This is a genomic window from Lutispora thermophila DSM 19022 (genome assembly GCF_900142105.1).
Classification (GTDB): domain Bacteria; phylum Bacillota; class Clostridia; order Lutisporales; family Lutisporaceae; genus Lutispora; species Lutispora thermophila.
The window spans coordinates 1-25,992 of sequence record NZ_FQZS01000010.1 but is presented as its reverse complement, the minus strand read 5'-3'; the positions used below and the strand labels follow the sequence as shown (position 1 = coordinate 25,992).

The window sequence follows — 25,992 nt, the reverse complement described above, 5'->3', positions numbered from 1 at the left end:
TCTCCAGCTGTACTCTGGCCGTTAGGCGCAGAGCTGATGCGCCACGGTTTAGTAGGTCGAGGCTGTATAACTCCGTTTTTGTACAGTCCGCCGAGGTTGACTGTTCCGAGATATTCTGCCAAAATAAATCTCTCCTTCCACTTTGATATATGGGTATGGTGCGAAAATCTTCTTACAAAGGTTGAAGCTACATGCCCAGCGTGCATATCCGAGCCATGAGCTAACGGCCTGAAGGACTTCCTTCTTGGTCATTTCCCCAGTCTTGAGTTTTTCGTCCATACGCTTGATACGTCGTTTCATCGCCTGTTTTGATTTATCCCTCAACAGGCGGTGAGTTGTCCAGATTTTGAAGCCATAGGCGTTGACACCCTGCTCCAATGGGAAAATCTTGGTCTTTTGGTTAGTCTCAAGCCCCAGTCTCTCCTTAAGAAACGTCTTGATTTTTTCAAGGTACTCCCGGGCCTGTTCCTTTGTTGGCGTCACGATGCAAATATCATCCATGTACCGAGTGTAATACTTCACCTTAAGGAACCTTACGCAATACTGGTCGAGCTTATCAAGGTAGATGTTCGCCATGTCCTGCGATGTCACGTTCCCCAGCGGTATTCCTTTTTCTCCTTCCGGGCTTGAGTCAATGATTTTGTAAAGAAGCCGGAGAAACTTTTCATCCTTAATTTTCTTTTTAAGAATTCTCTTCAGGATGTCCCGGTCGATGGAGTAAAAGTACTTTTTGACATCTATTTTGAGAATCCATCCTCCGCCGTGCTTCCATTTGCACACCCTCATGTTATGCTGAAGGTGCTCGACCGCCCGATGATTCCCTTTGTCTTCTTGGCAAGCAAATGAGCCTTTGATAAATACTGGCTTATAGACTTCCTTGAGGACGTTATGAACCGCGAATTGCACGGTCTTGTCTCGAATATGAGGAGCAGAGACGATTCTCTCCTTCGGCTCAAAAACCTTGAATCGAATGTACTCCCCAACCTCATATTTTTCATCCTTTAGGTCTCGCCACAAGTGGACGAGATTCCTTTCTCTGCACATATCAAAGATGACGGCTTCCTTTCGGAATTTTCGGTCACCTCGTTGCGTCTCATGGTATCCCCTCACTATGTTGTCGAAGTCAACAACTGCGTCAAACAGCGGATTTTTAATAATGTTCGTCATAATGGCATCCCTTTCATGAAGCGGCTTGGCAGTTATGACATTGTTCATGTGTTTACACCGTTTACGCGGTGAAGGATTGCCCCTCCCTTGAAGTGTTGCAAGGACTCGCCGATGAAGCCGTGACCGCATCGGACAAAAAACTTACAGGGCGGGCCGCCAGCCGATGTTGTCGTTGCGATTCGACGCCGTGTTGTAGTTCCAATAGCGGGCCGAATTGTAGCCGCGAATCGCACGGTTGGCGGTCATACAGGGACAACCCTGTGAGTTAGTTATTTCTTCGAGTAGTGGGCCTTTATTAGGCCGCCGCATATCCGCCCGAGTTCGGAGATTTTTTCTTGCAGCTCATAAGCTTTCTTTTGGGTGATGTACTTCTGATTCCTTGCTATCCCGAAATGAATGAGCAGGAGCTTCAGGTCTGCGTCCACTTCCCGGAGATAATGGATGCGGTCATCCATCTTGAGTGCGCTATACATCATTGTGTTTCGGATGACTCTGTAGCACGCCTGTTTTATCTCTTGGCAGAGGCAAAACTTCTCGGACTGCGGAAAGTTCCTCAGAAGAGGATAAATCGTGTCGAGGAAGATTTCAGCTTTCTTTTGAAGCATGGAAGGCTCCACGAATCAAACACCTCTTTCCTCGTAACCTCTCAATCTCTTGTACATCCCCGTAATACTCAAATCCGTAGTCAGTGAATTTGATTGTCGCTTTCTTATCTGTCCCCATGATGATACCAGATAGAACGAGGTCGTCATCCTTGAGGTTAGAGCATTCACCGTCGCATAAAGGAACCAATTCACTAAACAAATTTCCTATCAGGCAGCTCAGCTCTCTCCTTGGGCAGGCCACCTTATACATAGATTTTTCGCACCACCGGGTCATAGATGCCTTTGCTGAGCTTAATGTTACTGAGCGAACTGAAGTTCTCAAGAAACACATTGTTCGTCATATTATTCAAGGTCGCATCCTTAACAACCTTGAGCTCAGCCTGAAGCTGTGCGATAGAGGCATCCTGTGCTATAGTCTGAGCGGTTACTGCCTGGATGCCCTCATCCATATGGCCGAGATTGTTCGCACTTAAAGGCGTCCCGTTCTGAATAACCTCGCCTGTCTCTTCATCAACAATATGGTCTACCCATCCAACTTTGTTATAAGGATTCAACGCTTTCAACCTCCATTTCTGTAAAACGGTACTTAAAGGCTACATAGAGCCCTTTGCTTTGTGGTTTTGTGAAGACCCTATCGGTCAGCGCAACCACATCTCCGTCATTGTCCACGAGCTGCACATTTGAGACGCTGCCGACCACTGTGTCGTCAAAGTAGACGTAAATTCTCACGATATCTCCCTCGACAACAGACTTGAAAATCGGCCTTGTCTGTGGAACTCCATCAAGGTTGTACGCTGCATGATGTATAGAGTCCGCGAATCTTTGAGCCTGTTTGTTTAAGCCGACATCTGTCAATGTCTTCATAGTCAATCATCTCCTTTCGTCATGGTTTTCTCTGATGCGAGAGGGTAAATCACTTCACCGTCATGAGCCGAAGACTTAACCTCCGAGACGGAATTGAAGCCATAATAAAGTGAACAATTCTCCTCATGATACGTCTTCTTTGAAGTCATTGTCCGACCTGTTAGAGGATACTCTTTGATAGCTCCGCTGCTTTGAGACTGAACTGCACCCTCCGAGGCCACCATATAACCGACACACACCGCGACAGGGAAGATACCGCATACAACAGTCCCACAAAGAGGATAACCAGAAAATCCAGATTGTCCCATTGAGCGGATTCCAAGGACGTTTCCGCTGTCCACGCCGTAATTAGGCTTTGCACTTGCTTCCTTGACCTTCATTACCTCGGCGTCTATGATACGGATGTCGTTGATGCCACTCGGATTTTTACCCCGAAGGAAAATGATAAACTCTGCCCATCTCTCCGGGTCTGTCTTGTAAAACGGCTCGATGTAGGATTGTTCATATCCGAGAGCCTTGAGGGCAAGGAGGACACCTTCCCTTGTACCAGCTTGCTCCGCGATAATAGCCTTCATTGAGAGCCGTGTCCTGTAAGCTTCTATATCCTCACCCTTAAGCCGGGGCATATCCCGGTCTTTGCCATGTTCTGGGAGCATGACCTCGCTTGCGCTGATGACCATTGATTCGGCCCGTACCCGGAAAATATCCCTCTTGGTATCGTCAAACAACTTTCCTACAACCTTGAAAAAGATATAGAACTGATTCGCTGCCTTTTTACCTTTTCTCAGTGGAGTAAAGAGGAGGCTAAACATGTACTCGCCGAATTCCTTAAACCCCGCCATTGCCTCACATCCTTTCCACTGTCACCGATACCTCACCAAGAATGATGACCTTATCACTTTCAAGGAAGACATCCTCACTCGGAATCGTAACCTTGACATTACGGACAGATGCAACCTTGCTTTTGACGGCGTAGACAATATCGGCGTGAGTGAGCTCGTTGAGCTCCCGGTTTTTCCGTATCTGAAGCAGCTCTGAGATAGCGGCCTTCACGCTGTCAGCGATGCCGTCGTCGGCCATTGTATCCGGGATGGTTACAATAACAGAGACGGGCTGCTCAATGGTCGTGGAGCTCTTTACGAGTACGTCGTCATAGTTTCCGCGAATCTTCTCGACCTCGGCCCGCACCTGTGCAAGTAGGCCCTCCGTCGCTTCTCCCGCCGTCCCAGTGACGATAATATCGACAGTCCCTTGACCTCTTGGGTGCATATCGTTCACCTTGACAAAGAGCACACCCGGAACCTGTTCGCAAACATTCTTATACTTTTCGGCGATTGGCCTTGTGGCAAGCTCAGACCATGAGCGAAGGGTACGCTCCCGGAGACTCTCGATGTCCTCAATGTCACTTCCTTCACGGACTATCCAGTCTGAATCATTGGAGACAGTGCAGCCGCCCTCCAAATACGTCAGAGAGCGTGTTATTTGCCCCGGTGGTACATTGTACCTTGAGCCTTCCTGCTCGGCCTCTACAAGGACTTTAACCGTTTGTGCGCCCTTCTGAAGAATAGCGTCCTGTAAAGCAAAGAAGCGGAGCTCTTCGCCGTTGACATCCTTAATGGTCTTAAAGACGTGGCCTTTGGCAATGCGGATGGCCTCCGAACTTTCTCCTCTTGTCACCGTTACATACCCCTGCGTTTTGAGGGCTTCCTTTTGCTTCTTGCCGAAGTCCGCAGCTTTGAGTTTAAGCCATATCCCCTCAGCATGAGTGATAAACATATTATTGAGCACACTACGGAGGAGCTTGACGAGCTCGATACGAATGCGGAGAACAATCATCAAGAGGGTGTAAAAAATACCACCTGAGTTGAAGTTCGTTATTACAAAGCCCTCACTTTTAAGCTGAGAGACAGTCTCCTCCTTGAGTTCCTCGATATCCGGGACAGGAAGAATCTCATCAAGAATCTTTTCATCAATCAATCTCAATCACCTCCACATTCACCCTGTCGACCGCGACACTCACACTGTAGGTCTGAGAATCTCCGATAAAACAAAAGGTCGTGAGAACCTTAAGCACGTCACCCTCAAGCTCTACCTTGGTTGAGATGGTCTCGGGGTCGACAATTTCTCTCCTTTCAAGCTTTTCTCTTATGCGCTCTTTGACTTCTATAATGGTTAGTTCATCATCCTCGCTTTGCACAAAGTCAAGAAGTGACCAACCCCATTCTTCGTCATAGAACAGCTCGCCTGCTTGTGTCATTGCTTCAAGCCTAATGTCCTGCATGATACAGTCAAACCCGGACACAATAGGCGCATCACCAGTGGCCGCCTGAGTGAGTTGCCACGAAGAGTCAAGCTTGATATCTGTATCATTTAACCCCGCCATCAAACCACCTCCCCAATAATGCACGGGTTAAGCTCACCGTACAGGAGTCCGACCGCGACGGTTTTTCCGGGCTCAACATTTATTTTTGAAAACACACCGGGAATCTCCGGGAAGCGTTCGTCTATCTCGCCCGTTTTGTCAAGAATCTTGAGACTGTATTCGTACCACTCACCATTAAATGATGCTCGTATGACCTTTGCGCGCATAAGGCCGGGGAGCTGCAAGTGAGGGAAGTCGGCGGCGAGCTGCTTTGCAATAACACTTTTGACCATTTCCTCAAGCATTGCTCTCCCTCCTTCGGTTAAAAATAGATGTAGGTGCGAATAAACCCCGCCTCGTTGGTAGTGAAGACGACCTTTTTTACCTCGAACTCGCCGGATACCTGCGGATGCGAAACGCTTATTATATGCGAGTGCTTGATGAACGGTGTGGAAACCGTTTCAAGTTCCCATATTCCCCCTGGTCTGTTGAGTGCGATGATGTTCGTCCCGTACTCAAACGAGAAAATCTTTGTCTGCTCTGGCTTCTCTCCCCAATAGAAGACACCGCCAGAAAAGAAAAATTTCTCAGCGAATCCCCATATTGCGTGTATCTCGTTGATGACTGAGATGACATTCTTTTGAAAGATGGGGACTCGCGCTTTTGCCGGATACGCTGCCGCCGAAAGCTTCATCTTCTGAACCCCTGCCTTTGCCAGGCAGAAAGAGAGAATCTCCTGCGGTGTTGTATCTAAAAATGTGTTGTTGATGGTCGTTTCCTCAAGGAGAATCATGTCGTCCTTGAGGAGAATTTCATTCATATACCCACCGCTGTCATACGGCTTGGTAATATATCCTTCAAAGACATCATCAAAAACACCGTTATAACCGAGCTGGATGAGGGCCTTTTCTTTGGCCTCAAGAGAGAGTTTCTCTTTGAACTGCCGGGTAAACCTCACCTTCGCCCAATCAAAGTAACTGTCTTTACTTGAATAGACCTCGATTTCAACACCTTTTTTAAAGGTGTATTGCCCGAGTTCTACGCTGATTTCAGGATAGAATAATTCAGCCATTTCCACTCTTAAAATCACTTCCTCAGTAAGGCATCTTTGCGAGCCTGTTCGCATAGGCTGTTGTGCTCGCGTCATCCACGGCAGGGGAATTACTTGTCTTCGGAGCCTTCCCTCGGTCACTCAAATAGCTTTGATATGCCGGGTCGAGTTTGCTTACCGTCGATGAATTGACCGTCTGTGAGCTGCCGCCTTTTGATTTCGTCGCCTTAATAGTCATTGGGTTGTACGACCAGAACTCAAGGCTCACTGTGAGCTGCTCCTTTTTGCTTTCCTCCTTGGAGTTGAGGCTCTTGAAAATAACCTTTTTTACGCGGCGCGCTGCCGTGTGTTCATTGATGATTTCATGAACGACAGGCTTCTCCTGTCCTGCCTTTTTAAAAAGGTTTTGTATCTTTTCGAGCTTCTCTTTCTTTGTGGCGTCTGGGCCATCTTCGAGGATAAGCTCAATCATTACCTTTGCATCCTCATACCCTTCGGCCTGTTTTGCTTTTACAGAACTTCCTTCAACCGTCTGTTCTTCAATGAGAGCGTCATCCTTGACCTCTATACTTTTGACGAGGCCAGGGAGTATAACCCCGCTCACTTTAATCGAACTATCATCGACAAATATCAAGATTATCCCTCCCCTTCAGTGACGAGCCCGTTGCTGTTGACGTAATCTTCAATCTCTTTGAGGAGTTTGAGGAGTAGTGGGAGTTCTTTGATTTTGGAGAAGTCCACGTTTAAGAGTAGCTTATCAATATTGATACCTTTATCTCTCTCAGTGGTCGTCTCCGAGGTTTCTGTCTCCCGGGAGATTTCTTTAAGGTTGACCTTTTTGACAGGCTCCCGGCCTCCTGTCGTGTCGATTCTTCCGAGCCCTTTCTCTACTGCCTGAGCCGGAAGGTCTGCACCCTGTTCGATACCCTGAGCCAGCGTGGACATTGTTCTTTGTCCCGAAAGTGTCAACTCAGAAAGTGGCCCCTCCTTCGCGTCCGAGAATGGAAGGAGATTTCTAACCTTCTGAAAGATGCCTTTTACCGCCTCGACGGGTTTCATAGCCGCGCTTTTGATGCCTTCGACAAGTGTGTCAATGATTTTCGCGCCACTCTGTCTGAACCACTCGGGAATCCCTAAGAAGAAGTTCTTTACCGCATTGATACCGTTGACAAAGGCATCCTTGACCCGGCTCCATAGGTTAGTAAAGAACCCGACAATCGCATCCCAATGCGTGATAATGAGCATCGGAATTCCTATAAACGGCATAAAGGCGGCGATTGCTATTTGCAGCCAGGTCGGCATTCCTGAGAAGAGATTCCGAATCCAGTCAAACCCGGCTTTGATGCCATTGACGAAACCGTTCCAAACGCCTTGTATCCATGAGACCACGGAGTCCCAATTTCGCCAGAGCAGGATAATGGCAGCCACTAAAGCAACGATACCTACAATAATCCACGTGATAGGATTTGCGAGCAAGGCCGCAGTGAAACTCCATACCGAGGCAATAAGCCCGGGCATTGCTGTCACCGCAGTTGTGATTGCCTGTCTTGCCATCCCTACAAGTCCGAGAGCCATGTTCTTTAATGCCGTGACCCCGTTTATGGCTGCTGTCCTCGCCATGCTCGCAATGTTGACAGCGACATTTTTGATACCAGTTACCGCAGACGAGGCAAAAGTCTTGACTGCTCCGAAACCTCTCTTTAGACTATCACCTGCATATAAGGCCCTAATTTGAATAGTCTCAAGCAGGTCGGGAATTCCTTTTACCGCACGGTAAAATCCTGTAGCAAGTCCCGCCGTCTTCGTGAACACAAGGCCCACGCCACCAACGATTGTAATCGTCGTCCCGGCCACCATCAAAAATCCGCCGAGCGCAAGTACTATGAGCATAATAACTTTGACAAGCTCTTGGTTGTTTGCAATCCATGAGTCAACCTTTGTGAGAATTTGCTCACCTTTCCCCATTAACTCGTTGATAGTAGGGAGGAGGCTGTTACCGATGGACTCTTTTACATTCTGGATGCGCTGCTGTAAAACACGAAACCTTTCGGGCTCCGTTTGATTGATGGCCGACGCCATCTCTTTAGTGACTTCCGTACCTTTCCCCATAGAGTCATATAAAGTGAGGATGTTGCTCTGCAAGTCGTCTGTCTTGCTGTATAAAAGGTCAATCAACGCAACCGCCTCGTCGCTACCGAATGCCTTTTGGATTTCCTGCTTTTCCATAGCATCAAGCGTTTCTCCGTATTTCGCCTTCATTACACCCAATATTTCAGGCATGGAGCGTAATTGCTTGTTTGCATCCAAAAACGAAAGTCCGAGCTCTTCACCCGCTTTGGCAGCCGTTCTTAAAAAAGCCCTGTACTTTGTACCAGCTTCCGAACCTGACATTGTCGCTTGTAGCATACCAAGGACAGTAAGCTGCTCTTCGAGTGGCACGTTCGCCGTCGTAGCTGCTGCTCCGAGTGCAGTGATGGACTGAGCCATACTTGAACCACTTGCTTTGAATGTGAGGATTGCTTGAGCTATGCCAGCCGAAAAAATCTCTCCGAACTCAATGTCAGACAAGTCAGAGTAAAAATCCTTGTAAATCCCGTATCCTGTAGCAAACAAAGAGGTCATTTCGCCGATTGTAGAACCCGTAGCTTTAGCGGTTAAACCGGCCATTTCCGTATACGCTGCTATCCCTTCTTCGTTGAGGGCGTCTATACCGCCTTTTATGTCAATAGCAGCCGATAAGAATTCAGCTTTTGTCGTCCCTGACCATGTATCAGAGAATTCTTTTGCAGCACTTTCAAGGGTCTTTAGGTCTTTTACACCCATAGCTGTTAATTCTCCGAGTGCCCTTCTTGTTTCAAATGTTGCTGCAACCGGGGCGAGAGCTGCATCGGTAATCTGCGCGCCAATTCCTGCCATTGCGGCCCCAGTCTTGGTCATGTCGCCGAAGGTCTGCTCCATACTTTCCAGCTTCGAGACAGAGCCGCCGACCGAAGACTGTACTCGGGCCATCGGGCCTGTCAGATGGTCGACCATATTCATGATGAGGGACAGCTTAAAAACGGATTCTAAACTCAAACTATTTTTCACCCCTTCCTTATGGTATAATTAGGCAAAGGAGGGATTTCCATGACCTTAATAATCGTGATGCTTAAAGTTCTTATATTCGCCCTGTGCGCCGGAGCTGCCATCTCCGTCCTTGTATATGTCCCGCTTATGGCCTACACAATCCCTTATGCCTTGTGGGTAGGCCATCAAAACACGATGGGGAGACAGAAGGACAAGGATAAAGAAAACATCTTCCAGGCTGCAAGGAACGCGACCAAATTATATAAAGCATGGATTACGGGACAGAAGCCGACCTTTTAATGAAAGAGGTCGGCTCTTTTATTCCGAGAACACCTTCGAGATAGCCCTCGCAATAATGTCCTCCTCAACCTCTTCGATGTATCTTGCCCGGGCGAGGAGCGCAATGAATTCCTCAAAATCCAGCTCCCCGATATTATCCGGCAGAAGAGCAGGGGGGACGAACCTGTATATCTCAAGCGTTGCCGCTTCAATAAAATCCGTCCTCACCCTCCCGAGCTGCTCTTCTACAGCTTCATTAAATTTGCGGTTTTAGACAGTCCGAGCATAGAGAGCAGTTTCTCACCCGCGCTCAGGGTAAGAGCCGGATATTCCTCAAGGTCGGCCTCCAATTTGTCGCGGTGTTCAGGGATGATGTTGTCAAACATAAAAGTCTTAAGGGCCTTTGTCATCCCGTTGGATGCTGTCTTGACATAGCGGTCATAGCTTGCCGTAGTCGGCTTCTTAAAGATATAGGAGACCTCTATTTCTGTGTCATCATCCGGGGTTAGGGTTAAATCAAGCTGATAAACCTTACCGTATTTTGCTTTGAGCTCCTCGGGGTTAAGTGCCGCCGACCCGCCTTTTTTTGTCTCAGCCTCGTTAGCTTTAATGCTCTTATCTTCCATTACATAATCCTCCTTTGACAATTATTTTGAGATATTACAGGGCTTTAACGCCGTCGCTCTCGATACCGTCCACAATGAGCATATCCAGGTCGACCTTGATGCTTTTGTCTCCCTGGGCTGCCTTGTTGCTGCGCTTGGTGAAAGTGACGGTATTGAGCACATCGCTCCTTGTACGGTCTCCCTCATTGGCATAGGAGACGACAATCTTCGGAATGACAAGCTTGAAGAGCGGAACCCCTTTACTTTTGCAATAGTCAAGTAGCGTGTCATAATCATCGCGGAGGAGGGTGACCTTGCCTTCCGCCTTGTAGTTGCCTTCTCCGTATCCTCTCGGTTTCTGGCCCTTGCCGTATGCGAGCTCCTTTTCGAGCTCGTCGTCGTAGGAGATTTCCTGAAATTCAATCGAGAGGCCCGGGAGCTTTATGTCGACGTCGGCCCAATCGTATGTTTTGCCGTTTACTTTCAGTGACATCTAAACAAGCCTCCCTTCTTAGCTCGCGCTCGGCTTCGTTCTGCCGAGGTCAACTTCGATTTCCCTGATATAACCCCTGGACACATAGCGAATGATGACGGACATTTTCTCAGTCGCGATGATGTCTTGTCCTTCCGGGACTATGATTGTGGCCGAGGAGATTTCCTTCAGCTTGACCATGTCGTCAAGAGGCTTTTGCATGAACTTTGCCCTTGTTTCGAGCTCATTCTGCACATCCTCAAGGTCAATGTCGTCCTGCAAGAGCTGAAGGCCCTCTTTGCGGACTTCCCTGATGATTTTATTCTTAACCCGGACGTCCTCGGCATAGCGATAATCCGAACCATCCGGGGACATGACGCGGGCATTGGTAACAAAGAAGCCCTCAAGCCCGTCGTATTCCCGGAATGTGAGGTATTTCGCATTATCGAGCAGCTCGATGTAATCCTCAATCCCTGCTGGTCGGAGTTCAAGCATCTTGCCTTTAGAGATTCCCATGCCCGCCGTATCCCGGGTTTTGCCGATGCTTTGATGGACTTTGGTTTTAGAATATAGGCCGCAGACGATTCCAGCGTTGTTGATTTCTCTTGTAACGCCGTCCATGCCGATATAGAGGGAGCGTGCTGCCACAACCTGAATATCTGTGTTCTTAATGTCCTTCTTGTCTGCCTCAAGCCTCAAAGCATAATCCGCCACATCCTCACCATCATCAGGGGGGTATGCCTCAAGCACGAAGAGAAGGGGTTTGTGGTAAACGGATGCGAGTTCCTGCTGCTTTTCAGACACCGCCGACCATAACGCTTTCTGCGACTCCCCGACGATATGAACTAATTCATAGGACTCATTGAAGTTCTTGAGTTTGTCGATGGCCGCAAGCGCGTCGGCGTTGGTCATGGTGGGGGCAGTTGTCTTGAAATTGAACGCATCGCCCACAAGGAAGGATGTCTCCTCATTGGGCTCAGGCCCGTCTGTAAACATCACGGTCAGGCCCGTCAAGGGGATTTCAAAAGCTCCCGTCAGTGGCACCGTAAACTCGTCGGAATAGCTGTACCCGCCGTCAATCGAATATACGAATAAGGCAGTATTTCTGCGACCCTGCCCGGTGATTTTGATAATCACATCAAAGGCATTGTAGGGGCTGCCGTCAACAGATAGAGAACCTGACCCCGAGCCTGTCTTTTCGACCGTTCCCAGGCTTCCTGCCGTGGATGCCGCGACCGGGATGCAGAAAATCCTGTTTGAACCGTTCTCCACAGAATCCATCACCTTATCAGCAAGAGGGCTCAGACCGAGGCGTTCCTTGATTTTGGCCGCCGTCATGTTGCCCGTAATGATGATAGGCGTGTCCGACGTAACAGGGGATACGCCGATTTTTACATGGACGCCCTCGCCCTTTTCTGTTGCCAGACCGAGCAGGCCGTCTGAAATTTTTGTTGTAACGTCTCTGAGCACTTATTTCACCTTCTTTCCGATGGGACTGCCGGAGAATTTCCCGACTGCTGCGTCGTAATCTTCCTCCGTGACCATCTTGCCCGGCTTCCATCCGAGAGCGGCACACATGCCGCTGAAGATGGGGGCGGGCGTTTTTTTCTTGTCTTTGAGCTCCTCAATGCTAAAAAGCTTTGGAGCTATTGTGTCAACCGTTTCCGGCTGTTGGTTTTTACTCGCCATGTTGAGTCTCCTTTCCCTTAATAACTGATTCGACTTCGACCTCCGTGAGTTTTGCGAAGTCCGTATCCTTATAAACGCCGCCCATGAATTTGATTTTGACATTGACGGCGACTTTTGACTTCAGGATGCTGTCATCCTCGTCGACCCACTCTGCCTCCGTGACCTCAATCGGGGTATAGTTCCCGTCGATGTAGATACCCTTATCAAGAGCCCCGAGAAACGCCTCAAAGATTTCCTCCGTCCGTTTAGGGTCAGGGTCTCCGATTATCACGCTGAAGGTCGTCTCTCGGGAGAAAACCTTACGCCTCTTATGCTGCGCGCCTGTTTGGTCTCTGTATATGGTTTTTGCGCCGCTTCGGTCGAAGGTTTCCTCCTCGAAGAGTACGGCCCCAACGTGGGCCTCCTGGGACGCACGGAGTTTTTTCATGCTTGTGTAGGGTCTTGAACGGATTCCTGCTTCCTTCAATTTTTCGATAAGATGCTCCCTGCATTCCGTAAACATTTCTAATCCTCCCTGAAGTAATCCTCAAGAGTGCCCTTGATTTCTTGCATATCATCATCGCTCAGACCAAGGAAGGGGCGGGCCGGGATGTTGATTCTGACAGTAACTTGTTTCTTCCGAATCCAGCGGCCACCCACTTGGAAGACAAGACCCTTCGAGGTCTTGGCCCGGATGGTGATTCTTCGGTTTTTGGCTCCGAACTGGTGCGTTGACGCATATATTTTGTTCGTACCGACCGCGAACCCGGAGGCATCGGACTTCGACTTGATGGAATTCTTGAGTCCTGCGGTTTCAACAAGCGTGACGCCGCCTTCCTGTACCGCCCTGATGGACTGTTTCCACTTCTTCCCGTCCGGGCCTTTTTCCGTTCGGAACCGTTCTACGGTCGACTCGCGGACAGCCTCGGCAATAGCGGCGTTGATGCCTTTTTTGTCGATGTCCGCGAGCTGTCGGAGCCTTTTCATCAGCCTTCTTGTGTCGCCGTCAAGTCTTATGCTGTACATTTACATCCCCTTCAGGCTGTCCCGTGAGAAGAGACGCGGACTTGATGCGACAGAGAAGCCCGTTCGCGCTGCAGTGGTGGTGTCGACGGCTCCGATTTCGACTTTTCCCTCCGCCAGCAATTCAAAGAACCGAATAGCCGCCTTGTATCGATTTAGGTAGTTCTTTTCACGGTCGTTCTCGTCGATGCCGATGCGGGAATATAGGTTATAGACGGCGATGTCCTTTGCAAACTTCTTGATAACCTGCGGGACAGGGGAGAGGGGGAGCGTGTACCTCTTGGCAAGGTATCCGTCAATCTCCGCCCCAGCATCCGCGATTGCCGCTTCAATAATAGGGATGATTTTTGCCTCGCGTTCGGCCTCGTCTTCTATGTAGTCGCTGCCGATGATGGTGTTGAGGGCGTCATCCTTAAGCATGGAGCGGACTTCTGCGATGTCGCAATATGCCACGCCGACTCACTCCTTTACGCTGCCGAGCCGTCGCTGCCGTAGGCCATTTGCCAGAAGGCATACCCGGAATTTCCACGAGAATCGGCTCCATAGAGGAATTCTTTTCTCATGAAAACATTCTCATCGGTCTCGTTGGTCAGGCTTACAAACTTCGCCTTTTGTCTCTCTTGATAAATGAGCGGCTTGATGGGTTTCTTGGTGCAGAGCAAGAACCACATCGTATCATATCCGGCCAGGTCAGGAACAACCAACAGCTCCGCTGTTCCCTTCAAGATGTTCGTTGTGCCCTCAATCTGGTCAGCGAGGAGAATTTTTCTTCCCTCGGTCTCTAAAGCCGGGCCGACCACAAGCAAGTCGGGGACAATCTTAAGCGGCTTGCCGTGCTCGTCGGTTATCGACATGATTGCCGCTCTTGCCGCTGCATAGGATTCCGGCGAAAGCTTGGCCGTACCCTTGTTACTGAAGGTCTTTTTGCCGACCTTGTGGGCGTCCGAGAAAAACGGCTGCCCGTCATAGCATTTGTTGGTGAATCCGCCCGGGAGCAGCGCGAAGACAAGCTCGTCGGGATGAAGAGCCGCGCTCTGTCCGAGGGATTGAATCGCTGGAGTATAGAGTCCGATGCGGTCATCCTCGATGTCGTTGCGGGAAACGCCGACCGTGACCTCGAAGTCCTTGTTTTTGATAGTGTAATCGGACGCTGTCAAAGACTTAATCTGACGGTCTCCAATCCATTCCCTCATCATGGGGATAGTGCCGAGCCATTTGTAATTCTCTTCACCTGTAACGGAAGGGACAACCGTCGCTACCCTGTCATAGAGGGGTTTTGTCTCTTCAAAAGCTTTGTTGAAGATGGTCTTGAACCCGGTAAAAATACCCCGGAGTGATTGCTGGTTAACTATCATAGTGCTTTAATCCTCCTTTTCTCCCTGTTATAGGGTCTCGACGGCAACACCGTCGTCTGTTACTGCGATTACTTTGCCTGCCCGTGAACTTCCATCCGCCAATGCAGTGACGGTGCAGTCATCCTCAATATAGCAGTCCTTGAGGACATGTTCAGGTTTTACCTTATTGGCCGCAACTGAGGTATTGTCCCATACAAAGACGCCTCTTCTGACCCTGATGGTCTTGTCTCCGGCTGCCCCGCCCGTGTTGTCGACGTATTCCTCGGCGCGTCCCGCCGCCGTGAGGCCGGTTTCCTTAGCTGCGGGCTGGGCGTTTCCGTTTTCATCCAGTGCAACAAGGCTGCCGTCAAAAATAACTGTATTTGCCGCTACAGGGAGTACGATAATCTTCCCGCCTTCAGCGAACTCCGGCGTGTTTCTTCCTGCTGTGAGTGCTGCCATCTTATCTCACATCCTTTCCGTATTTCTTGAGGTCTTCTTCGCTGACGCCGAGCTGCTTGCAGATGAGCAGCGTCGCCTCGTCGAAGGTATCCTCTTTGTTTACCTTGGTTTCGATGTCGAGCTCGCCCATTGGGACGCTCTGTGGGGCCTTCTCAACAAACGCCCTGAACCCCTCCGGGTCTTTGAGGGCGTACTGCGTCGCCCAATCCTTTTGAGCAGGAGTCAGCTTTCCGGCTTTGAGGGCCATGAGGACAGCGTCCTCTGCTTCACGGCGGGCAATTTTGTCCTTGAGCTCTTTGAACTCCTTCTCGGAGACCATACCCTCGGGCTTTTCGTTCTTGAGGGCCAGAATTGCGGCGGCCACGTCTTCGGTTTTAGCTCCGGCCTTTAAACCGAGCATCTCGCAAATCACCTTGTTTGAGACGACCTTTTCTTCAACCTCGGAACCGCCTTCAGGATTTTTGTTTTCATTGCCCTCTTTAAGTTTCTTGGCATCCGCAACAGCGGCCTTGATGGCCTCCGTGACCTGCTCTTCGGTTGCATCCTCACCGAGTCCGAGCAGGGCTGCGAATTTCTTCAAAATGTCCATGTCGTTACCTCCTTCGTAATCATTGAATTTGATGGAATTGATTATCGGGAACATCCCGTTAATGGCGGGTGTGTTTGTCAATGCTACTGAGTGTAGGACTATTGCCTTGTTGTCCGACTTACGGACAAGGACAACAGGTGAGAGATATCGGTATTCCCGGTTTTCGAGATACTTCTTTCCCTGCGGAGTCCATTCCACTTTAGCCACAATCGCTCCGTCCTCGATAGATAGGTCTTTTATCCACCCGCCCGCCGGAGCCTGTACATCCTTGAGCGTCTGATGCTCATAGTCGATCACAATATCAATGCCCCGTTCGAGAAACGCCTGTTTCATCAAACGGAAACTTTCCTCATCGACGTTGAAGTCGCCTTTTTGGCTCTTGACGTGTCCGAGGGGAAGGAGCTTCACTTTCTCTGGTGCTCCGTTTACTTCTGACTGACCGCCGCTGCATACAAATAATTTTGCCATTTACTCACCTCGCTTCACCTTGCATTTAAAATCGCATTTAACCCCGTTAGCACGCGTTATAACGCCCGTTACTTTTCTTCAAGGTATATTTGCCTTATCGATGGGACAAACTATTAAATTTGGGCCTTTAAACGCTCATTATTTACCTTTGGTTTTTTCCCTCCTCTCAAAGACCTTTTTCAAGGTCTCCGGGTATCCTTTGAAGTCGGGCGTAAACTGTACCTTCGCGGGATTCGTTGAGAAGCTCGGGTCGGGGAGGATGTTTACAAAGCGTCCGTCCCGGAGCTCTGCTGCCTTCGGAACCTCCGTCTCCACCTTTAGTCCCCGCTGCTCGACCTGTCTCTTAGAAAGTGAGCGTACGGTGCAGCGGCAGCGGAAGCCGTTCGGCGGATACCATATGTCCCATACTGGTGAATCTGCCGGGAAAACTCTCCCGTCCATTGCAAGGTGTGAGGGGCGAGTGTGCGAATCGTTAACGGCATCATACATCCAGTAGGGCCGGAGCTTCAGGACATCCGGGTCAGTCATCTGTCGGTAGTGCCCAACCTGATAGGCCGTTTGCACATTTGTCCGAAAGATGTTGTCCGCCTGAAAATTTGTAACTCCTTCATATCCTTGGGCCTCAAGGAACTCGTTCATCCTGTCCCGGAAGCTTTGCATCGTTTCTCCTTCTCTAATCGCCCGGAGGAGCTCGTCATGAAATTTCTTGAGGACTTGAACTTTTGTATAACCCGAGACAGTGAAAGCGAGGGATTGATATTCCGCCGCGATTTCATAGAACTGCTTAGCGGTGACGGGGATTTTACCCCCGAAGTATTCGACCGCCTCCTCAAAGGTTATCTCTTTGTTCCGGGAGATTACGCTCTCGACTTCATTCATCCCGTATCACCCGCCCCTCAAGGTCTGCCAATAGCATCGCCTTTTGAAGGAGCTCCTCAATGTCGCTGACATCCATTTCTCCTGCGAGCTGCTCAACTAACTGCTCATTTTCAAAGAGCTTCCTGACAGCTTCAAGGTCTTCAGCTTTGTCAAGCATTCTGAGAACGGGGGCGAATAGCTTCTTAAATAGGCCCGAACTCTGTTTTGTTGCCGCCGTCGCAAGATTATCGATGCGCTGCTGCGTACCCAGCTCCCCGGATGCCACTCTCTTGGTCTCATCCTTGGCGGCCCCTGCTACCGTTGCGTCATTGACGACTACTTCCGCCGCCTGCTCCTTCATCGGGATGGGTAGGGCTGAGCCCTGGCTCGGTGTCGCCACTTCCTCGCCGTTTTCCGGCTTCGGGATGGAGAATTTCTTGTATAGATGAGCGGTCGGGACTTTGAGGCCGATGTTGCAAATCAGCTTCTCATAGATGTCGACTGTTTCCTTGAGGTCGTCGGCCTCCTCACAATCAAAGCGGATGTATGGGATACGCCTGTTTTCGCCAAAGTTAAAGAGGACGAGGGGACGGATAAGATCGCGTCTGAGCGTAGCGGCAAGAGCCTTGCAGTCCGCAACCGTTAGGTCGTGACGGACTTCGTTGTGCGTCTTACTTTGTGCATAGCTTCCGCCCCCGGAGTCGCTGGTGAGCGTCTGTCCGAGGATTGCCTTTGACATCTGCTCGTCACAGTACCGGGCGAGTCGCTCATATATATCGAGGCTCGATGACTTGCTGGACTCCTTGAATTCGATTTCTGTCCCATCCGGAATAATGCCCGCCGCATCGGAGCCAATCTGTATAAGAGCTCGCATGAGAGCGGCTTTGTCTTCCTCGCTTGAGCCCTGGGCGTACTTGCCGAGCCTTAGCGGCATCCCGAAGACCTCGCAAAAGCTGACCCAATCCTTCAAGTCGTAGTTCTTGAAGAGGTACATCCACGCAACGACCCTCAGAACGCCAGCCCTTGACGGATGTCCACTGCGGGCCTTGTAGCGGTGAACTATAAACTTGTTCTCGGGTACGATAATGCCGCTCGGGTATTCCTTGGTGACGACCCTGAAATTGTCCTCCGCGTCCCAAAAGAAACGCTTCTGATGCCTGTTCTTGATTTTCTTGACAACAACCCGGCCATCATCATAGTCCCACATAATTTCTGAGACCGCGAAGCCTTTGCCGATTGCATCAAGCAAGTCCATCTCCACATCCTCAAAGTTTTCGATGCTCTCGATTTCCTGCGCCACGAACTCGGCAATTTCCTTATCGCGCTCATTATCCGCATCAAAAGGGATGATTTCAAAATCAAGGCCAGTAACGGCATTTTTGCGGGTCTGAAGCTGGGAGAAGAGATGCGGGTCTTTTTCCTCCATCTCCTCGAAGAGTTCCATCTGCCGGAGGACATCCCCGGCGTCCGCCTCTTTGAAGATGGTTGCCAGCTTGACTGGTGTGAGGCCGTTGCTTGGATAGTCCGAATATTTGTCTTGTACCTGCGCGACTGCTATTTCTGTAAGGTCTGGCCTTCTCAGGGCTGTTGTTTTCGGCTGCCGCTTTTGTCTGTTATTACTCAATCCATCTCACCTCCTTAATACGATCCGTTTCTGAATTTAAGAGCCCGGCTGATAACGGACTTGTAATCGACTTTTGTTCCAACCTTCAGCTCAAGGGCGGCCCTCACAGCCATCTCAAGAGCGTCCGGCCCGTCGTCGTTCTTGCCCATTGGGTACTCCTTCATCTGCTGAAGGAGGGTCTTGTGCTTCTCATTAAATTTGATATATCCGTTCTTGACGAACGGCTGTAAAGACTGAATTCTCAGGTCTTTGTTTTGTACGTTGTTGACTTCCTCTATCGGGAGATACTCTCCGGCCTCCGCACTGCGCTGTGCCATGACGTCCTTAAAAAAGTGCTGGAACTGTACCGTTTCAACCCGGAACTTGGTAAATGGTTTTTTATAGTCCCTGCGGAGCCGCTTTGATGTCTCGATTGCATCCTCGATGATGACATCAGGTTTGCGTTTCTCAATGGATGCGACAACCACATACATATAACCCGTGCGAGTGTCCTTCGCGAGGGCGATAATTGCCGATGTGTCGCTCTTCTTGTTCTTGCCGAGGGATGGGTCGTTTGCTCCAACAAAGAGGAAACGGTTATCCGAAAAGTCAACTTCGTCGTCTTTGTAGTAGCTGAACCATTCCTCATTAAAAGCACAGCTTTCAGGGTCGATAGGGTCGTTCTGGATTTCACTGTTGAAGCTGCTCTCGCCTTCAGATACCCGGATGACCATAAGGTCGTAATAACTGAGCTTGGCTTCCCACAAGACCTCTGTCCCTTCGAGCATTGCCTCGCGATTCGCCTCAAAGAATGCCTTTGCGTCCTCTTGTCTGTTGTCGTTGTTAAGGTCGGTGTAGATTGCCTCCCATGCCGACCAGAGCTCTTCATTCTTTGCAAAACTGATGACGCCCCTATACTTGACCGTCTTGTACTGCGGATTCTTCGCAACATTAGCGAGCAGTGCGTCGAAGTGAAGGAGCGTCCCGATGTAGACAATATCGGTGTAAGTGTCGCCCGCCTTCGAGACAGCTTTGTAAAACCAGTCGCGGAGCTTTTTCCGCTGTTCCGGGGTATTGACGTTCTCGTCGTTTTCGAGGTCGTCGCAAATGATAAGGTCGGGACGCCATTGTTTATGACGCCGTCCACGGATTTTCTTGCCGCTGCCGATAGCCTCAATCTTTACACCGTTTGAAAGTAAAATGACTCCGGCCTTCCAGACCTTGCCCTGCAAATCCCCGAAGTCTTCCCGGAGAGCTGCGTTTTCCTCATATTCCGTCTTAATGTCGGTAAGGAATCCTTCCGCCTGCTCGGAGCTGTCCGAGAGGATAATGATGTAATGCTTGTATCCGTAAGCCGAAGCGTGAAGCGTATCCTTGAAGGTGAATGTCGTCGACTTGGCATGTCCACGGGGAGCCAGAATCGCTCTCCGGCATCCTTGCGCCCGGGAGATTTCTTTCACGTCCCTGATTGCGTTCTTGCCCTTCATTACGCCCTCTTCCCAAATGCCATCAAGCTCCCCATGGAACTTTGGGGACTCTCTGACAAAATAGTGAGGGAGGTATGCCCGGCCAAAATATTCAAGGTCAAAAGCCCCAAGGCGTTTTCTCAGTCCCTTCGGGCCTGTGAGCTCGGCTCCTTGTTGATACTCTTTCAGAAGCTGCGCTCTTTCGTCCTGGTGCTTGCCTTCCCGTGTCACGTATTTCTCGAAGAGCTCCCGTTGATATTGCCTGCTTGCGACCTCTTCGCGGTCTTCCGGCTCTTCGAGCTTGGCAATGTACTCCTTGAGGTTAATCATCTGTCAGTATCCTTTCCCGGGCCTTTTGGAGGACTGCATGAAGCTCTTTTGTGAGCTGCGGGTCGGCTTTGATTGCCTTGGTCAGCTCGTCCTCAAGGGCCTCGAAAGCAAGTTCCATCTTGCTTTTATAATCCCGTTTGACTTTCTGCTCATATACTCCCACACGGGCAAGAGAGGCTATGAGCCGCCCGGCCTTGTCAAGCGGCATCTCCGCGAAGTCTTCCTCCGCCGTTGATACCCTCTGCATTAAGCCGTCCATTAAGACCATCCTCGACGCCTTTGTAAAGTCAATGTCGGGGTTTTTTTCGACGGCTGCGGCGATTGCTTTTGTCCGTTCAAGGGTCTCGGCGACACGCTGCGCCGCTTGATTCGCACGGATAGCATACCGCCCGACCGCGCTTTTGCTGATGTTGTAACCCTCCGACTTGAGCCATGCTGCAATATCCTTGTAGCTGTTGGATGTGTCGAGGAGTAATGCGTCGAGCTGCTCCTTGATGTCGTCCGGGAGCTGTGTGATTTTTGAGCTGATTCTTGTCCGCCTTCTCTCAGCCATTACACATCAACTCCCGGGTCTTCGATTGTATTCTCGACAAGGTCAACCCCTTTCTTGGTGAGCTTGACAACCGCATCCTTGCGGTAGGCATTGTAGGCGTTGACCGAGCGGTCTACAAACGTGATATACCCGCCCTCCTTCAGATAATCGAGATGCTTGCTGATGTCCGGGGAGACAATCATTCCGTCCGCGACGAGTGCGTTCGTTATCTGCCGGAGGAGCAGCGTGTTTTGATGACCCTTGACGAGGCTCCTGATGATGTAGCCGCGAATCGCCTTATTGCGGCTTACCTCAAGCTCATTCATTTCGTCCATGTTGTCACCCCTCCTTTGTTACTTTGTAGTGCAGTATCTTGTCGAGCTTCATGTTCATGTCGCCCATCTGCTTGTCGACGTTGTTGAGTGTCCGGATGAAGTCCTCCCTCAAGACATAGACAAGAGGGAGGTCGCTTTTAAGCTCAGAAAGCTCGGTTTTGACCTTCTCAATGTCATCCGAGTTTTTCTTGATTGCGTCCTTCATGTCGCTGATTGCGGTCTTGACGCCCCAACCGATTAGCCCAATGACAAGCGTCGTGATGGTCTGGAGCGCGAACATGAAAATTTGACTTGTTTCCATGCCCTCACTCCTTTATTGAGTCATTGCCTTCAGTTCGAGCACCTTCTCCTCAATGAGCTTGGAAAGGTAATCCCTGAAGCTGCCGAGGTTTTCCTCGATGATTTTTTGAGCCTCCGGCTTTAATGCCGCCGAGATTTCATCCGCCGCCTGTTTCGACAGGGCGAGAAGCTCGGAGCGGTCGACCTTGCCGTCCTTGACGGCTTCCCTGAGATTCTTCGCCGTGGTCTGCTCAATCGCCGCCACGGTGACGGTCGTCAGCTCTTCAACGTCCTGAAGGGCATTGTTTAGCAGACGGCGCGCTTCCTCGTCTTTAAGCTGCGCGGTCTGTGCCTTGACCTTCTCGGTCAGCTTGTGGATGCCGTATGTGGCAAACGCCGCAAGGAGACCGATGAGGGCGAGGACGAAGGTGACGACGACTTCGCTTGCCATTGTCTGAATGGTTTGCATCTTGACTCCTCCTTTGCAAAATTGGGAATAATAAAACCATAGGAGCGTAGCTCCTATGGTTTTATCTTATCTTTGCCTTTGTGAAGTTTATATGCGTAGCACTTCTGAGAATTATTTCCTATTACACGGCCTTTTCGTCCCCCTGGTCTTGAAAATCAAAGAGAGAAAGCTGTCCTTCGGCGTGGCCGTCGCCGCATAGCTGCCGTACCCATCGCTCGGTTACATCGTACTTTTTAGCAAGCTCCATGTGATTGTATCCGTTGAACTCCTCTCTAATCTTCGCATCTCTGACCGGGCGGACGATGCTTTCAGTCTTCGGCAGATATATTGTTGAACCACCGACGAGCTGTGTAAGCTTGACAAAATTCCCGACGCCGATTGCTTCCGCTATCTCCCTGTAAAGGCCCTCGGGAATCTGTTCGAGCGTGAGTTCTCTCGCTAATGCGTCCATATCTCAACCTCCCGAATCCTATTTATACATTCCGCCGAGTATCCCGAAGACCTCCCCGACCGTAATTGTGTCATTGAGCTTAGTTGCCCAGTATTCCGGGCTTTTAATGACGCCCGCTGCAACCAGCTTGTCAAAGCCGTCGCGCTGCCACTGGGGAAGGTTTGAAGTATCGTCCTGCTTTTCCTGGGGAGGAGAGGGGGTAACAGGCTCTTTTGTTATAGCATTGAGTATCTTGATAATGTCGGCCCCGTATCCTTTGCCTGGATATGCCCATCCAACCCCGTTGGGATTGTCTCCGGCTCCCAGCCACTCGACATATATTGCAGAGCCTCTCTTGACCAAGTTAAAGCGAGGGTCAACACAAGGCTGCTTTAATGCTTCTGTGCTGGCATACGCCTTCAGGTGTTGTATTTGCGCCCTGACTCCAAGCCTCGGGCTCTCGAAGCTTGCGGCCTGCCCCTGGCTGTTTCCGTTTACCGCGCCAATGCCTGCGTAATTGTTTTGTTCAGGAAGGACGATGCCGCCATATTTGAAATACCCTGTTTCCTTGAGAGACTGAGCCCAGGCGACATCAGCTCTCACGCCTTCAAGTTCTGCCTCCTCGATGAATATCTCCGCCAGTTCCTCAATAGTACAGAAGGGGAGGAGAGGTTTCGAATTTCCTTTCAGCGCGTAGGCTACCATCTGCGCCGTTGTAGCCTCCGTCTTTCCCATGATAAGAGTCCCTTGTTCCTTTGACTCTTCCTTCGGCGGCTGCGGCACAGGTGAGGAAGGAGGGTGCACCTTCTGGCCCTTCTCATCAAAGACGCTATATCCCGGATGCTTGTCGCATTCCGCCTTGGCGTTTTCAAGGACTCTAAAGGCTCCGACTTGAGTCTTTGCATCTTCCCAGGTTTTCCGTACCCTATAGAGCTGCTCTGTAGGAGTCGCACCCTTTTCGATGTACTTCACGCCGAGGAGCTCGCAAATGACCCTCGCTTGAGCTTCGGCTATACTTTCAAGGTTGGCGTCCACTTTTAGGAATGCCTCATCCGCTGTGTTATCGTGGAACCCGTTTTCAATCAGGAATACATGAGGCACGCCAGCAGCCACAGCGGATCGGATGACTCCGTAATAATCATATCCCTTGGTTGTCTCTGATTCTTTTGTTTTGGCTCCCCGGTCGTTATTTCCCATGACCTTCGAGGCCGCTGCCGAAAGCTTTCCAGCCCACATCTTGTCTTGGGGGATGCGGACAGAATAGAAGCATTCTACTCCGCGAGCCTTGCCGTTGGCGGCGTTAGAGTGTTCGCTGATGAAGACATCGCTCCCTTTGGCTCGCTTTCCGCGCTCATCGAGGCTCGGGTCTTCTTTTTCTGACCTTGTGAGTATTACGTCTATGCCGCATCTTGTGAGTGCGTTTTTCAGATAGTTAGACAGCTTCCACATTCCGGCATATTCATAATACCCTGTAGGGCCTCTATTGACATTTCCCGGAGCATGTCCGGGGTCGATTGTTACTCGTTTCATTTATTCACCTTCCTTCATGAATTGTGCTTTCTGGAGCTCTACAAGCTCCTGTGTCATCCTAAGAAGTTCCCGACGCTGCCGTACATCAAGCATTTCTCGGGTCATTTGAAGCTCCTGTATGAGTTGAAAACCGTTGAGTTCCTCAAGTGCCTTCTTATCGCTTTTCGTCATCGGCTGCCCGAGCTCTTCGTGTGCCTTGATGATTTCTTTGATTGCAAGCTCATGTGTTTTCATGCTGCTGTTCTTCCTCCTTCCTGTCGACCATCTTCTTTAGAGCCTCAATGACCTTGTGACATTGCGGAACCGTCAGCCATTCGATGCGGTCGACCTTGAACATCTTTTTGACAAAGCCGTTAATTCGCTCATTATTGTTATTCCAGCCGAGCTCCCCGGTGAGGGCGTAAATCTTGCGGCGGAGCTTCTCAGTCTGAGGATTGCCGCCTTCGTCCGTCCGCTTACCGCGCGCGGCCCGGTTGACGCTGTCCTTCATGTTGGAGAGTACCCGGCACACTTTATCAATTTCGCCTTGCGTCAGCTTCCTCATGCTGTCCTTGCCTGTCTCCCGCCCGATGATGCCATACAGGTCTTCATCATCAAGGAGGAGCTCCGGGGATTTCGCAAGCCCCCAAATTGTGCGGATAGAGCAGCGGGGGCGATTGCGCCCCCCGTGTGTTTTCCCTGCCATGAGCCGCCCTCCTTACTGCCGCAAAAGTTGCAGCTTCTCTCGGTCGGTTTCATACCAAAAGACGTCTTCTTTTTTCAGTGATGCCCCGACCCGGAGGATTTCGTCCTCGGTGTACTTTTTGAGGACATCTTTGTTGACGGTTTCCGTGACTATGATACAGTCGTTCATCTTGCGGGCCTTAAGATTCTTGATGATTGCCGCGAGCTTCTCCTTCGCCTTGGGGAGGATGACCTTCGTGCTCATGCGGAAGCCCGTCTTCCCGAAGTTGAGAACCTTTGTTTTCCCGTCAAGTTCGCCCCGGTGTTCCTCGACAAATGCTTTAATGTCTTTACCGAGGGCGTCGATGCGGTCTTGCAGGGGCTTCGCCTCCTTCGCCGCCGTGAGCTTAATACCCTGAATCTGCTTGTTCATTTCGCCCTCTATGTCCAGAAGGTCGAGCTCCGCCTCGGCGATTTCCTTGAGGGCGGCGTCAACCTCTTCCCATGACTTGAAGACCGGAGCCTCCTTGATTCTTGTTCTTGCCATTAGTTTTCACCCCTTTCAACGCCTGATAGTGTGGCGGTTACGAGTTTTCCTTCAGGGTCAGTGAAGTTCACCCCGACCACCTTCCCGGCCTGAACCTCGAACCCGAGGCCGAGCTGCCTGTGAAACAGTTCAAAGACTTCAACCGGGAGCTCTTCGACGGACTTGACCTCCCTGATGGGGAGGCAGTTCATCGAGACTGCTCTGAGTATGTTTTCTTTGACTGTCGCCTTGCTGTCGAGCCCCTGTTCGAGGCAGGTGAGGCCGACCGTTACGGCCTCCTCGATTTTAAGTGCTGCTGTGCTTCTCATTGTTTATCCCCCTTCGTTCTTAAAGCATCATCATGTTAGATGCTTGATTGATGATGTTGAGTGTGATTCTGGTCTCCCCGCGCTCCTTAAGGATGCGGAAAACATTGTTGAGCGTGCGGTCGAGCAGTCGGAAGCAACCTGTTTGATGGTTGCAAGCTCTGGCCTTCAGTTCTGTAAGAGCCTCCTCATCGACCTCGTAACCTTCGAGGAACTTCTCGACTTCTTTGCCGGAGAGCCCCTTGAGACTCGCATAAAAGTCAACGCGATTCGCGAAGCGGGTGAGGTAGGTCTTTATTTGAGCTTTAGTGTTAGTATAGTTTTGTAGACACAGAAGTTCGAACGATTTAAAATAAGAAGTGAAAGGAAGTGTCTACAATGGGAAGAGGTCAAAAACATTACACCAAAGAATTTAAAGATACTATAGTAGAGCTATATAATTCAGGAAAGCCGCTAGCAGATTTAGCTCGTGAATATGGCATACCAAAATCAACAATGGTGACATGGTTAAACAAAGCCAAACCAGTAGTAATTGATAAAGATAAAACCGTGACAACAGCCGACTATCAAGTCATGTTAAAGAAGATAGCAAGGCTAGAAGAGGAAAATGAAATACTAAAAAAAGCCATG

Annotated in this window: 37 protein-coding genes and 1 pseudogene; 2 read left to right on the top strand and 36 right to left on the bottom strand. The window is 50.2% G+C overall.

The annotated features are described in order from the left end of the window. Window positions 1-48 precede the first annotated feature (48 nt). The 11 genes from BUB48_RS08175 to BUB48_RS08120 form a co-directional block, all read right to left on the bottom strand. Window positions 49-1,215, bottom strand: a complete 1,167-nt coding sequence (locus BUB48_RS08175) for a reverse transcriptase/maturase family protein (protein ID WP_073025756.1) — start codon at window positions 1,213-1,215, stop codon at window positions 49-51. Window positions 1,216-1,436: 221 nt separating this feature from the next. Further along, a complete protein-coding gene (locus BUB48_RS08170) occupies window positions 1,437-1,772 on the bottom strand; it encodes a four helix bundle protein (RefSeq protein ID WP_084524443.1) in 336 nt (111 codons plus the stop codon). A 242-nt stretch (window positions 1,773-2,014) separates the two neighbouring features. Next, on the bottom strand, window positions 2,015-2,326 hold the full coding sequence (locus BUB48_RS08160) for an inorganic polyphosphate kinase (protein ID WP_073025753.1): 312 nt from the start codon (window positions 2,324-2,326) through the stop codon (window positions 2,015-2,017). Continuing rightward, window positions 2,313-2,636, bottom strand: coding sequence for a hypothetical protein (locus tag BUB48_RS08155; protein ID WP_073025752.1), 324 nt, complete (start codon window positions 2,634-2,636; stop codon window positions 2,313-2,315). Before BUB48_RS08155 ends, BUB48_RS08160 begins: the two co-directional genes overlap by 14 nt. 2 nt (window positions 2,637-2,638) lie before the next feature. After that, on the bottom strand, window positions 2,639-3,478 hold the full coding sequence (locus BUB48_RS08150; RefSeq protein WP_073025751.1) for a serine/arginine repetitive matrix protein 2: 840 nt from the start codon (window positions 3,476-3,478) through the stop codon (window positions 2,639-2,641). 4 nt (window positions 3,479-3,482) lie between these two features. After that, window positions 3,483-4,613 (bottom strand): baseplate J/gp47 family protein, encoded by a 1,131-nt coding sequence (locus BUB48_RS08145; RefSeq protein WP_073025750.1) that lies wholly within the window; start codon window positions 4,611-4,613, stop codon window positions 3,483-3,485. Beyond that, the gene (locus tag BUB48_RS08140) at window positions 4,606-5,019 is read right to left on the bottom strand and encodes a DUF2634 domain-containing protein (protein WP_073025749.1); all 414 of its coding nucleotides are present in this window, start codon (window positions 5,017-5,019) and stop codon (window positions 4,606-4,608) included. Before BUB48_RS08140 ends, BUB48_RS08145 begins: the two co-directional genes overlap by 8 nt. Further along, a complete protein-coding gene (locus tag BUB48_RS08135; RefSeq protein WP_073025748.1) occupies window positions 5,019-5,303 on the bottom strand; it encodes a hypothetical protein in 285 nt (94 codons plus the stop codon). The genes BUB48_RS08140 and BUB48_RS08135 overlap by 1 nt, the downstream gene beginning before the upstream one ends. 17 nt (window positions 5,304-5,320) lie before the next feature. Next, window positions 5,321-6,076 carry an isocitrate/isopropylmalate dehydrogenase family protein gene (locus BUB48_RS08130; RefSeq protein WP_073025747.1) on the bottom strand — a complete coding sequence of 252 codons (756 nt, stop codon included), beginning with the start codon at window positions 6,074-6,076 and terminating at the stop codon, window positions 5,321-5,323. 16 nt (window positions 6,077-6,092) lie between these two features. Next, window positions 6,093-6,683 carry a transcriptional regulator gene (locus BUB48_RS08125; RefSeq protein WP_073025746.1) on the bottom strand — a complete coding sequence of 197 codons (591 nt, stop codon included), beginning with the start codon at window positions 6,681-6,683 and terminating at the stop codon, window positions 6,093-6,095. 2 nt (window positions 6,684-6,685) lie between these two features. Next, a complete protein-coding gene (locus BUB48_RS08120) occupies window positions 6,686-9,124 on the bottom strand; it encodes a phage tail tape measure protein (RefSeq protein ID WP_073025745.1) in 2,439 nt (812 codons plus the stop codon). A 51-nt stretch (window positions 9,125-9,175) separates the two neighbouring features. Between BUB48_RS08120 and BUB48_RS08115 the strand changes: the two genes are divergently transcribed. Continuing rightward, window positions 9,176-9,415 (top strand): hypothetical protein, encoded by a 240-nt coding sequence (locus BUB48_RS08115; RefSeq protein WP_073025744.1) that lies wholly within the window; start codon window positions 9,176-9,178, stop codon window positions 9,413-9,415. A gap of 18 nt (window positions 9,416-9,433) precedes the next feature. Here the strand turns inward: BUB48_RS08115 and BUB48_RS08110 are convergent, their stop codons facing one another. The 25 genes and pseudogenes from BUB48_RS08110 to BUB48_RS19115 form a co-directional block, all read right to left on the bottom strand. Next, entirely contained in the window at window positions 9,434-9,622 is a 189-nt protein-coding gene (locus BUB48_RS08110) for a hypothetical protein (protein WP_073025743.1), read from the bottom strand. A gap of 17 nt (window positions 9,623-9,639) precedes the next feature. Then, window positions 9,640-10,020: a DUF6848 family protein gene (locus BUB48_RS08105; protein ID WP_073025742.1), complete on the bottom strand. Its 381-nt coding sequence runs from the start codon at window positions 10,018-10,020 to the stop codon at window positions 9,640-9,642. 34 nt (window positions 10,021-10,054) lie between these two features. Further along, the gene (locus BUB48_RS08100; protein ID WP_073025741.1) at window positions 10,055-10,492 is read right to left on the bottom strand and encodes a hypothetical protein; all 438 of its coding nucleotides are present in this window, start codon (window positions 10,490-10,492) and stop codon (window positions 10,055-10,057) included. An 18-nt stretch (window positions 10,493-10,510) separates the two neighbouring features. After that, window positions 10,511-11,941 carry a DUF2586 domain-containing protein gene (locus BUB48_RS08095; RefSeq protein WP_073025740.1) on the bottom strand — a complete coding sequence of 477 codons (1,431 nt, stop codon included), beginning with the start codon at window positions 11,939-11,941 and terminating at the stop codon, window positions 10,511-10,513. After that, window positions 11,942-12,160: a hypothetical protein gene (locus BUB48_RS08090; RefSeq protein WP_073025739.1), complete on the bottom strand. Its 219-nt coding sequence runs from the start codon at window positions 12,158-12,160 to the stop codon at window positions 11,942-11,944. After that, a complete protein-coding gene (locus tag BUB48_RS08085) occupies window positions 12,150-12,662 on the bottom strand; it encodes an SON protein (protein WP_073025738.1) in 513 nt (170 codons plus the stop codon). Before BUB48_RS08085 ends, BUB48_RS08090 begins: the two co-directional genes overlap by 11 nt. 2 nt (window positions 12,663-12,664) lie before the next feature. Next, complete coding sequence (locus BUB48_RS08080; RefSeq protein WP_073025737.1) at window positions 12,665-13,165, bottom strand: phage virion morphogenesis protein; 501 nt, start codon at window positions 13,163-13,165, stop codon at window positions 12,665-12,667. Further along, on the bottom strand, window positions 13,166-13,582 hold the full coding sequence (locus tag BUB48_RS08075) for a gp436 family protein (protein ID WP_242944184.1): 417 nt from the start codon (window positions 13,580-13,582) through the stop codon (window positions 13,166-13,168). It lies immediately after the preceding gene. A 47-nt stretch (window positions 13,583-13,629) separates the two neighbouring features. Continuing rightward, on the bottom strand, window positions 13,630-14,517 hold the full coding sequence (locus BUB48_RS08070) for a Mu-like prophage major head subunit gpT family protein (protein WP_073025735.1): 888 nt from the start codon (window positions 14,515-14,517) through the stop codon (window positions 13,630-13,632). Between the two features lie 27 nt (window positions 14,518-14,544). After that, the gene (locus BUB48_RS08065; RefSeq protein WP_073025734.1) at window positions 14,545-14,958 is read right to left on the bottom strand and encodes a hypothetical protein; all 414 of its coding nucleotides are present in this window, start codon (window positions 14,956-14,958) and stop codon (window positions 14,545-14,547) included. Window position 14,959: 1 nt separating this feature from the next. Then, window positions 14,960-16,015: a phage protease gene (locus BUB48_RS08060; RefSeq protein ID WP_073025733.1), complete on the bottom strand. Its 1,056-nt coding sequence runs from the start codon at window positions 16,013-16,015 to the stop codon at window positions 14,960-14,962. A gap of 138 nt (window positions 16,016-16,153) precedes the next feature. Further along, entirely contained in the window at window positions 16,154-16,894 is a 741-nt protein-coding gene (locus tag BUB48_RS08055) for a phage head morphogenesis protein (protein WP_073025732.1), read from the bottom strand. Continuing rightward, window positions 16,887-18,497: a DUF935 domain-containing protein gene (locus tag BUB48_RS08050; protein ID WP_073025731.1), complete on the bottom strand. Its 1,611-nt coding sequence runs from the start codon at window positions 18,495-18,497 to the stop codon at window positions 16,887-16,889. Before BUB48_RS08050 ends, BUB48_RS08055 begins: the two co-directional genes overlap by 8 nt. 14 nt (window positions 18,498-18,511) lie before the next feature. Continuing rightward, window positions 18,512-20,272: a phage terminase large subunit gene (gene terL, locus BUB48_RS08045; protein WP_073025730.1), complete on the bottom strand. Its 1,761-nt coding sequence runs from the start codon at window positions 20,270-20,272 to the stop codon at window positions 18,512-18,514. Next, window positions 20,265-20,825: a DUF3486 family protein gene (locus BUB48_RS08040; protein WP_073025729.1), complete on the bottom strand. Its 561-nt coding sequence runs from the start codon at window positions 20,823-20,825 to the stop codon at window positions 20,265-20,267. Before BUB48_RS08040 ends, terL begins: the two co-directional genes overlap by 8 nt. Then, complete coding sequence (locus BUB48_RS08035; protein WP_073025728.1) at window positions 20,825-21,139, bottom strand: hypothetical protein; 315 nt, start codon at window positions 21,137-21,139, stop codon at window positions 20,825-20,827. Before BUB48_RS08035 ends, BUB48_RS08040 begins: the two co-directional genes overlap by 1 nt. A gap of 4 nt (window positions 21,140-21,143) precedes the next feature. Then, a complete protein-coding gene (locus tag BUB48_RS08030) occupies window positions 21,144-21,440 on the bottom strand; it encodes a hypothetical protein (protein ID WP_084524442.1) in 297 nt (98 codons plus the stop codon). Window positions 21,441-21,452: 12 nt separating this feature from the next. After that, the gene (locus tag BUB48_RS08025; protein WP_073025727.1) at window positions 21,453-21,887 is read right to left on the bottom strand and encodes a hypothetical protein; all 435 of its coding nucleotides are present in this window, start codon (window positions 21,885-21,887) and stop codon (window positions 21,453-21,455) included. A 121-nt stretch (window positions 21,888-22,008) separates the two neighbouring features. Continuing rightward, on the bottom strand, window positions 22,009-22,338 hold the full coding sequence (locus BUB48_RS08020; RefSeq protein ID WP_073025726.1) for a Mor transcription activator family protein: 330 nt from the start codon (window positions 22,336-22,338) through the stop codon (window positions 22,009-22,011). A gap of 18 nt (window positions 22,339-22,356) precedes the next feature. Then, complete coding sequence (locus BUB48_RS08015) at window positions 22,357-23,847, bottom strand: N-acetylmuramoyl-L-alanine amidase (RefSeq protein ID WP_073025725.1); 1,491 nt, start codon at window positions 23,845-23,847, stop codon at window positions 22,357-22,359. Continuing rightward, window positions 23,848-24,081: a hypothetical protein gene (locus tag BUB48_RS08010; RefSeq protein WP_073025724.1), complete on the bottom strand. Its 234-nt coding sequence runs from the start codon at window positions 24,079-24,081 to the stop codon at window positions 23,848-23,850. It lies immediately after the preceding gene. Continuing rightward, window positions 24,068-24,532 carry a regulatory protein GemA gene (locus BUB48_RS08005; protein WP_073025723.1) on the bottom strand — a complete coding sequence of 155 codons (465 nt, stop codon included), beginning with the start codon at window positions 24,530-24,532 and terminating at the stop codon, window positions 24,068-24,070. The genes BUB48_RS08010 and BUB48_RS08005 overlap by 14 nt, the downstream gene beginning before the upstream one ends. A 12-nt stretch (window positions 24,533-24,544) precedes the next feature. Next, window positions 24,545-25,057, bottom strand: coding sequence for a host-nuclease inhibitor Gam family protein (locus BUB48_RS08000; RefSeq protein WP_073025722.1), 513 nt, complete (start codon window positions 25,055-25,057; stop codon window positions 24,545-24,547). Further along, window positions 25,057-25,365 carry a hypothetical protein gene (locus BUB48_RS07995; protein WP_073025721.1) on the bottom strand — a complete coding sequence of 103 codons (309 nt, stop codon included), beginning with the start codon at window positions 25,363-25,365 and terminating at the stop codon, window positions 25,057-25,059. Before BUB48_RS07995 ends, BUB48_RS08000 begins: the two co-directional genes overlap by 1 nt. 19 nt (window positions 25,366-25,384) lie before the next feature. Further along, window positions 25,385-25,669, bottom strand: a pseudogene (locus BUB48_RS19115) (ATPase); the annotation flags it as partial. A gap of 71 nt (window positions 25,670-25,740) precedes the next feature. Between BUB48_RS19115 and BUB48_RS07985 the strand changes: the two are divergent. After that, window positions 25,741-25,992, top strand: a 252-nt coding sequence (locus BUB48_RS07985) for a transposase (protein ID WP_073025720.1), incomplete at its 3' end; no start/stop codon positions are given.

Excerpts from the sequence above, each read along its gene's own strand:
- BUB48_RS08175 (WP_073025756.1), bottom strand. The coding sequence starts at position 1,215 with ATGAACAATGTCATAACTGCCAAGCCGCTTCATGAAAGGGATGCCATT.
- BUB48_RS08170 (WP_084524443.1), bottom strand. The coding sequence starts at position 1,772 with ATGCTTCAAAAGAAAGCTGAAATCTTCCTCGACACGATTTATCCTCTT.
- BUB48_RS08155 (WP_073025752.1), bottom strand. The coding sequence starts at position 2,636 with ATGAAGACATTGACAGATGTCGGCTTAAACAAACAGGCTCAAAGATTC.
- BUB48_RS08150 (WP_073025751.1), bottom strand. The coding sequence starts at position 3,478 with ATGGCGGGGTTTAAGGAATTCGGCGAGTACATGTTTAGCCTCCTCTTT.
- BUB48_RS08140 (WP_073025749.1), bottom strand. The coding sequence starts at position 5,019 with ATGGCGGGGTTAAATGATACAGATATCAAGCTTGACTCTTCGTGGCAA.
- BUB48_RS08135 (WP_073025748.1), bottom strand. The coding sequence starts at position 5,303 with ATGCTTGAGGAAATGGTCAAAAGTGTTATTGCAAAGCAGCTCGCCGCC.
- BUB48_RS08115 (WP_073025744.1), top strand. The coding sequence starts at position 9,176 with ATGACCTTAATAATCGTGATGCTTAAAGTTCTTATATTCGCCCTGTGC.
- BUB48_RS08105 (WP_073025742.1), bottom strand. The coding sequence starts at position 10,020 with ATGGAAGATAAGAGCATTAAAGCTAACGAGGCTGAGACAAAAAAAGGC.
- BUB48_RS08100 (WP_073025741.1), bottom strand. The coding sequence starts at position 10,492 with ATGTCACTGAAAGTAAACGGCAAAACATACGATTGGGCCGACGTCGAC.
- BUB48_RS08090 (WP_073025739.1), bottom strand. The coding sequence starts at position 12,160 with ATGGCGAGTAAAAACCAACAGCCGGAAACGGTTGACACAATAGCTCCA.
- BUB48_RS08085 (WP_073025738.1), bottom strand. The coding sequence starts at position 12,662 with ATGTTTACGGAATGCAGGGAGCATCTTATCGAAAAATTGAAGGAAGCA.
- BUB48_RS08080 (WP_073025737.1), bottom strand. The coding sequence starts at position 13,165 with ATGTACAGCATAAGACTTGACGGCGACACAAGAAGGCTGATGAAAAGG.
- BUB48_RS08075 (WP_242944184.1), bottom strand. The coding sequence starts at position 13,582 with ATGCTTAAGGATGACGCCCTCAACACCATCATCGGCAGCGACTACATA.
- BUB48_RS08070 (WP_073025735.1), bottom strand. The coding sequence starts at position 14,517 with ATGATAGTTAACCAGCAATCACTCCGGGGTATTTTTACCGGGTTCAAG.
- BUB48_RS08065 (WP_073025734.1), bottom strand. The coding sequence starts at position 14,958 with ATGGCAGCACTCACAGCAGGAAGAAACACGCCGGAGTTCGCTGAAGGC.
- BUB48_RS08060 (WP_073025733.1), bottom strand. The coding sequence starts at position 16,015 with ATGGCAAAATTATTTGTATGCAGCGGCGGTCAGTCAGAAGTAAACGGA.
- BUB48_RS08055 (WP_073025732.1), bottom strand. The coding sequence starts at position 16,894 with ATGAATGAAGTCGAGAGCGTAATCTCCCGGAACAAAGAGATAACCTTT.
- terL (WP_073025730.1), bottom strand. The coding sequence starts at position 20,272 with ATGATTAACCTCAAGGAGTACATTGCCAAGCTCGAAGAGCCGGAAGAC.
- BUB48_RS08040 (WP_073025729.1), bottom strand. The coding sequence starts at position 20,825 with ATGGCTGAGAGAAGGCGGACAAGAATCAGCTCAAAAATCACACAGCTC.
- BUB48_RS08035 (WP_073025728.1), bottom strand. The coding sequence starts at position 21,139 with ATGGACGAAATGAATGAGCTTGAGGTAAGCCGCAATAAGGCGATTCGC.
- BUB48_RS08030 (WP_084524442.1), bottom strand. The coding sequence starts at position 21,440 with ATGGAAACAAGTCAAATTTTCATGTTCGCGCTCCAGACCATCACGACG.
- BUB48_RS08025 (WP_073025727.1), bottom strand. The coding sequence starts at position 21,887 with ATGCAAACCATTCAGACAATGGCAAGCGAAGTCGTCGTCACCTTCGTC.
- BUB48_RS08020 (WP_073025726.1), bottom strand. The coding sequence starts at position 22,338 with ATGGACGCATTAGCGAGAGAACTCACGCTCGAACAGATTCCCGAGGGC.
- BUB48_RS08015 (WP_073025725.1), bottom strand. The coding sequence starts at position 23,847 with ATGAAACGAGTAACAATCGACCCCGGACATGCTCCGGGAAATGTCAAT.
- BUB48_RS08010 (WP_073025724.1), bottom strand. The coding sequence starts at position 24,081 with ATGAAAACACATGAGCTTGCAATCAAAGAAATCATCAAGGCACACGAA.
- BUB48_RS08005 (WP_073025723.1), bottom strand. The coding sequence starts at position 24,532 with ATGGCAGGGAAAACACACGGGGGGCGCAATCGCCCCCGCTGCTCTATC.
- BUB48_RS08000 (WP_073025722.1), bottom strand. The coding sequence starts at position 25,057 with ATGGCAAGAACAAGAATCAAGGAGGCTCCGGTCTTCAAGTCATGGGAA.
- BUB48_RS07995 (WP_073025721.1), bottom strand. The coding sequence starts at position 25,365 with ATGAGAAGCACAGCAGCACTTAAAATCGAGGAGGCCGTAACGGTCGGC.